Annotated in this window: 1 pseudogene; it reads right to left on the reverse strand. The window is 44.7% G+C overall.

The features are described from left to right. Positions 1-28: 28 nt before the first annotated feature. Positions 29-515 (reverse strand): annotated as a pseudogene (locus tag ACS8FD_RS24640) (leucyl aminopeptidase); the annotation flags it as partial.

A 515-nucleotide genomic window follows, 5' to 3' on the forward strand; every position in this document is an offset into this window, starting at 1 on the left:
TTTTCATAAATGGGTTTTCGTCAATGAATTAGGCCATATTTGCGCTATTTTTCAAGTATTGCATAAATAATGGCACAGGGCGACCCGTTGCTGCTTTATCTTTACCTGAGCTCCACGCGGTGCCAGCAATATCTAAATGCGCCCATGCTTGACCTTCTTTCACAAAGCGTGACAAGAAACAAGCAGCGGTCACAGCGCCTGCACCTTTGCCACCGATATTTTGCATATCAGCGATAGGCGAGTCAAGCTGTGCTTGATAAGCATCATCCATTGGCATATGCCAGATAAGATCACCTGTCTGATTACTGGCGTTCTCTAATTCGAATAACACATCTTCATCATTACTAAAGACCGCTGAACGTACATGACCTAATGCGACCACACAGGCACCAGTCAATGTCGCGACATCAATGATGGCTTTTGGCTGATAACGTTGTACGTAGCACAAGGTATCTGCCAGTACTAAACGGCCTTCAGCATCGGTATTTAAGACTTCAACTGATTTACCGTTCATG

The sequence above is a fragment of the Psychrobacter sp. 1U2 genome (genome assembly GCF_051847575.1).